This window comes from Variovorax sp. P4_D9 (assembly GCF_056401695.1).
In genome coordinates, this window is sequence record NZ_JBFUIU010000608.1 from 1 (window position 1) to 5,483 (window position 5,483).

Here is a 5,483-nt window from a genome sequence, read left to right on the forward strand (position 1 = left end):
GAGCAAACCGTATCTTTCTGCACGGAAAGGGGACTACAAGGGCTTCCCGCAGAATGCAAGCGATATTTGTGGCTTCCCACAGAATGCAAGCGATGCTTGGCCTTGACGGTCCTCGTGGGGAGGGTTGCCACTGCGAATTGGATATGACGTAGCGATATGACGCGCCGATCGGCCGGGCGGCGGCGACTGTGACATAGGAAGACAAGGAGCGGACTGGCTGAACTACAAACGGTCATTGATGCAGCACGTGTATGGCTGCGGACCCTGATGAAAGACGCGCGCGGGGGCCTCATTCGATTATCGAGAACGGTGCTTGCCGTCTCAGTCCTTTCTCAGGCACACCCCGCGCAGGTCCAACCTTGCTTCATCACTGCTTGCCGTCAAGCGGCGGTGGAAATCATTTGAATCAATTCATGCAATTCCTCGTTTCGAATGGTTTGAGTGGCCGACCCCAAATGGGTCATGCCGGCATCATGAATTGCTCGCCGCGAGAGAGCACAGCCCAGGCCATGCGCGCATTCTTGGCAGCGATGGCCACAATCGCCCGCCAGTAACCGCGGCGCTCCGCCAGCGCCGCGGCCCAGCGGCTGAGCGCATCTGATTTGGTCCCGGCTGAGTTGAGTACGGATCGTGCGCCCAGCACCAGCAGCGATCTCAAGTACGGGTCTCYGGCCTTTGTGATGTGCCCCAGTCGTGCCTTCCCGCCCGAGCTGTACTGGCTGGGCACCAGGCCAAGCCAGGCTGCGAACTGGCGACCACACTTGAACTCATGCCCGTTTCCGATCATGGCCAGCAGCGCGGTGGCGGTGGTCTGGCCCACCCCGCGCAGGCGCATGAGGTGCCGGGCCCGGKTGTCTTCGCTGGCCATCTGCGCGATGTGCCGATCGTAGAGCGCAATCCGTTCATCCAGCCGCGTCAACTCGCTGAGCAGATCCCCGATGACAGTGTTGCTCCACCCGGGCAGATCTTCCAGGCACGCCATGGCCTGGCTGCGCACGGTCGATGCCTTCAGGGGCAGCACGATCCCGAACTCGCTGAGCAGGCCGCGTATCCGGTTGATGGTGGCAGTGCGCTGCTCGATGAACCCCTGGCGCACGCGGTGCACGCTCAGTTGCGATTGCTGCTGCAGGCTCTTGATCGGCACGAATCTCATATTCGGCCGTTGCACTGCTTCGCAGATCGCCGCCGCGTCGGCGGCGTCATTCTTGCCACGCTTGCCGGACAGTCGATACGGGCTGACGAACTTCGGTGCCATCAGGCGCACCGTATGACCGTGGGCCATGAACAGGCGCCCCCAGTGGTGCGCACCGGAGCACGCTTCCATAGCGATGACGCAGGGCGGCAGCGACGCGATCAACTCCAGCAACTTGGCGCGTGCCACCTTAGGCGATACGAGTTCGGGCTTGCCGGCTTCGTTCACTGCGTGGACGGCAAAGATGTTCTTGGCCAGATCGATGCCAACGTACAAAATAGTCATGGGGCTTCCCCTTTCCGAGTGAGTTGATGGAGCTTCGCAACCCCATCGTGGCACTCTGTTGCCGGCAGCCGCAATACGCAGCGGCCTAATCGGGACGGGGAAGTCCCTTACATTCGATTACCCCATATCGCAATCCGCATCGATGCGGAACGGGGCATAGCAGTTCAAGTGATATGCCCCACGGCCTCCGCGATGAGTCAGGTTTTCAGATTGCCAGGCGGTAGCCCACGCCMGTCTCCGTSAGYARATRTCGWGGCTGCGCGGGATCGGCCTCGAGCTTYTGACGCAGGTGRCCCATGTAGATGCGCAGATAGTGGCTCTGCTCATCGCACAAAGGACCCCAYACCTCGCGCAGCAACTGGCGATGAGTGATCACTCKGCCGGCGTTGGCCACSAGYACGCCGAGCAGTCGGTATTCGGTGGGCGTGAGGTGCACTTCGACACCCCCGCGTCGCACGAGTCGGGCCGGACGRTCGACCTCGATTTCGCCGAAGCGGAATGCTGGCTCAGACCCACCATCGCCTTGTGCGCCGCCTCCTGCTGCACGCGGGCGGCGCAGGGCGGCACGCACGCGTGCCAGCAGCTCGCCGGTGCCGAAGGGCTTGGTCAGGTAGTCGTCGGCGCCAGCATCGAGGGCCGCGATCTTGTCGGCTTCCTCAGTGCGCGCCGAGAGCACGATGATCGGCACCCCCGACCAGCCGCGCACGTCACTTATCAAGGAAATGCCGTCGCCATCCGGTAAGCCGAGATCAAGCACCACCAGGTCGGGCTGGCGCGTGCCGACGGCTGCGAGCCCCTCGCGCAGCGTGCCGACCTCATGCACCTGCCAGCCTTCGGCTTCCAGCGCACCCCGCACGAAGCGGCGGATCTGCGGCTCGTCTTCGATCACGATGGCGACAGGGCTGGGCATGGCAGTCAGGACGAAGGATCGATAGCCGCRGGCGGGGTGCGCCTCGGCAGGGTCACGCTGAAYTCGGCACCGCCGTCCGGCGCATTCGCCGCGATGATCTCGCCACCATGGGCGCTGACCACCGCCCTGCAGATCGCCAGGCCCAGGCCGACACCSGGCGTGGCCGATTCCGCCTGGCCGCGYGTGAACTTGTCGAACAGCGTCTGTTCGCGCCCCTTGAGCGCSGCGGGCAGCCCCGGACCATGGTCGCGCACCGTCAACAAGAGCRCGTTGGGCGTCGCACACGCACCGACCTCAATGGGCGRYGCGCCGTAYTTCGCAGCATTCTCGAGCAGGTTGACCAGCACGCGCTCGATCAGTACCGCATCGAACTCGACCAACGGCAGGTCTTCTGGCAGCGCCGTCWGCACGACCATGTCGCCGAGCGCGGGCCGCGCCGCGCGGATGGCCGAGCCCACCACCTCTTCCACCGACTGCCATTCGCGCMGAAGGTTGACTGCGCCGCCGGCGATGCCGCTTTCCAGCCGCGCCATGTCGAGCAGATTGTTGACCAGCGCATTCAGCGCCCGAGCCTGGGCGACGATGGCGCGCRCCGCCTCCGCGTGCGACTCCGGCGGCGCCGCCTGCAGTGACTCGGCCAGCGCGATCAGTGCCGTCAGYGGCGTGCGGACATCGTGCGAGATCGCGCCCAGCAGCGCATTGCGCAGGCGCTCGGACTCCATCTCGACCACSGCCTGCTGCGCCACTTCAACGTAGTGCACCCGCTCCAGCGCGATCGCGATCTGACGCGCCAGCGTGTCGAGCTGCTGGGCCTGCTCCGGAATCAGCAGCCAGCGCAGGTGCAGGGGTTCGAGCGCGAGTACGCCGCGCACCCGCATCGGCGCCTTGAGGGGCACGTAGTGCCATGGTTGCGCCGCGAGCGTGGCCGTGGCCAAGCCAGCCGGTTGCCCGTGGCGGAAGGCCCAGTCGGCGACGCTAGGGTCAAAGCCGGGCGGCGGCGCAGCGGGCATCAGCAGCCGGTCGTTGGCGTCCGTCACCAGCACCAGCGCATGGCCGCCAAAATGGCCTTGCACAGCGGCCGCACCAAGCTCGATCACCTGGGTGCTTTCGAGCGCGGCCGAGAGCTCGCGCGTGAGTTCGAACAGTGACTGGGCCCGTCGCTCGCGGCTGTTCGACACGCCGGCGGCGAAGCGTAGCCCAGCGGTGAGCTGCCCGACCAGCAGCCCGACGCAGAGCATGACCGCGAACGTCACCAGGTACTGCACGTCACTGACGGCAAATGAAAGGCGCGGCGGCACAAAGAAAAAGTCGAAGGCAGCGACGTTCATCACAGCCGCAACAGCCGCCGGACCGCGCCCGAACCGTAGCGCAACGCCGACCACGCCGAGCAGAAACAACATGACGATGTTGACCAACTCCAGCACGTCGGCGAGCGGCATGGCCACCATCGTGACCGCAATGCTGATGGCGCCCGCCCATGCGTAGGCGGGCCAACGCGCTTGCGAGTGCTCGTCCTCCTTCACGCCGGACTCGTCGCGCGGTCCACCCGGTCGGACCTGCGCGAGGCGGCGCGAACTGTCGGCCCGCGCCACCTCGAGGATGTCGAGCGCGGGTGCGCAGCGCGCCAGTTCGAGCGACAGGTCCGTCGGCGGCCACCAACGGCGCCAGCCTTGAGCGGGTTCGGACCGCCCCACCACCAGCGTGGCGCAGTTGAGCCGCTGCGCCAGCGCGGTGAGTTCCTCAGCGATGCGGGCGCCCGTCAGCACGGCTGTGATGGCGCCCAGTTCCTCGGCCAGCTTGAGCACCGCGAGGATGCTGTCGCGCTGCTTGGCGTCGAGACGCTGCAGGCGCGGCGTCTCGACGTAGGCCGCATGCCAGCGCACGTTGAGCTGGCCGGCCAGCCGCGCCGCGGTGCGCACGGTCTGGCTCGCGCCTTCGTGGGGCCCGATGCAGGCGAGCAGCGCGCCCGAGGTGTTCCAGGGCTGCGGCCCGGCATTGCCCTGCGGCCCCGACTGCTCGACCCGCCAGCCGCGCACGTCGTCCTCCACGTGTTCGGCGGTGCGCCGCAGCGCGATCTCGCGCAACGCGATCAGGTTGCCCTTGCGGAAGAAGTTCTGCGCCGCCCGCTCGGCCTGCTGAGGCAAATAGACCTTGCCGGCGGCGAGGCGGGTCGTGAGTTCGTCAGGCGTGACATCGACCAGCACCACCTCTTCGGCCTCGTCGAGCACGGTGTCGGGCACCGTCTCTTGCACACGCACGCCGGTGATGGCGCCAACCGTGCCGTTGAGGCTTTCCAGGTGCTGGACGTTCAGTGCCGACCACACCTCGATGCCTGCCGCCTGCAGCTCCTGCACGTCCTGCCAGCGCTTGGCGTGGCGCGAACCCGGGGCGTTGGTGTGCGCCAGTTCGTCCACCAGCAGCACGGCCGGCTTGCGCGCGAGCGCGGCGTCGAGGTCGAATTCCTTTAGCGTGCGGCCGCGGTACGGCACCTCGCGCAAGGGCAGCATCTCGAGACCGGCCAGCAGCGCCGCAGTCTCGCTGCGGCCATGCGTCTCGACCACGCCGATCACGAGGTCCCGGCCCGCAGCTTGCTCGCGCTGCGCGGCGCTCAGCATCGCCCAGGTCTTGCCGACACCAGCATTGGCACCAAAGTAGATGCGCAGCTTGCCGCGCTGGGCGCGTTCCTCGTCCGCCCGCAACTGGGCGAGCAGCGCGTCGGGGTCGGGGCGGCCCTCTGTGGGCGAATGAGGAAGACTGGACATCGGGTAGCTTCGATTACGCGCCGACGGGCCCGCCCAACACCCGTGTCCGACAGATCACTGCCGCGATGGTCGCAACGGTTACGAGTACCATGACCAATCGCCCTACGAGGAACGGGGGCTCTTGTGCGTATCGGACTGCACTCGGCGACGTGAGTGACCGGGCTTCGAATGGCGCAACGGGTGTAGCTTCATCGGGGCGCTGCGCCCGGGAGCGTCGCCATGCACGTGGCGCTTGGTCGTCCAGCGCACGATCGCCCATGCAAGGCCCATCGGAATGAAAAGAGCCACCAACGCGCACAACGCGTACACGATGTCGGGAATCATCACTGTCTCC

At 66.5% G+C, this 5,483-nt stretch carries 4 protein-coding genes; all 4 read right to left on the bottom strand.

From position 1 onward, the window contains the following. Positions 1–460: 460 nt before the first annotated feature. Positions 461–1,477 carry an IS110 family RNA-guided transposase gene (locus AC1DY5_RS40340; RefSeq protein ID WP_478120055.1) on the bottom strand — a complete coding sequence of 339 codons (1,017 nt, stop codon included), beginning with the start codon at positions 1,475–1,477 and terminating at the stop codon, positions 461–463. Positions 1,478–1,682: 205 nt separating this feature from the next. Beyond that, positions 1,683–2,387, bottom strand: a complete 705-nt coding sequence (gene kdpE / locus AC1DY5_RS40345; RefSeq protein ID WP_478120056.1) for a two-component system response regulator KdpE — start codon at positions 2,385–2,387, stop codon at positions 1,683–1,685. Between the two features lie 5 nt (positions 2,388–2,392). Next, entirely contained in the window at positions 2,393–5,149 is a 2,757-nt protein-coding gene (locus tag AC1DY5_RS40350; RefSeq protein ID WP_478120057.1) for a DUF4118 domain-containing protein, read from the bottom strand. A 102-nt stretch (positions 5,150–5,251) separates the two neighbouring features. Beyond that, positions 5,252–5,483, bottom strand: a 232-nt coding sequence (locus AC1DY5_RS40355; RefSeq protein WP_478120058.1) for a hypothetical protein, incomplete at its 5' end; no start/stop codon positions are given.